Raw genomic sequence first — 336 nt, 5'->3', positions numbered from 1 at the left:
CGCTTCCTGACCTACCAGCTGATCTGGGTGGTTCTGGTGCTGATGGCGTTCTATTTTATGGTGCTGTTCGCCACCGATTTGTGCGCCGCGCTGTTTTCGCCGCAGACCGTCAGCGGCAAGATGCTGAAGAAAACGCTCAGCTTCAAGGATCGCCATCTGGAGCAGATGTCGATCATCACCACCGCGCTGGCCAAATGTTCCCTGTTGCTGTTGATGATCGTCGCGCTGTTTAACGGCTCATTCGGCAGCACCACGCCGGGCTCGCTGATGGATAAAATCGTCTCCATCCTGACCGGTGAAGGGTTGCAGCGTTTCAACATCGTGCCCGGCAACCTG

Annotated in this window: 1 pseudogene; it reads left to right on the top strand. The window is 56.5% G+C overall.

Annotated features, from left to right (window positions below):
* Positions 1–336 (top strand): annotated as a pseudogene (locus HMPREF3138_RS27285) (DUF3772 domain-containing protein); the annotation flags it as partial.

The organism is Serratia sp. HMSC15F11 (assembly GCF_001808215.1).
Taxonomy (GTDB): domain Bacteria; phylum Pseudomonadota; class Gammaproteobacteria; order Enterobacterales; family Enterobacteriaceae; genus Serratia; species Serratia nevei.
Note: the sequence above shows the minus strand (reverse complement) of the source record. Positions and strands in the feature narration are given on the sequence as shown.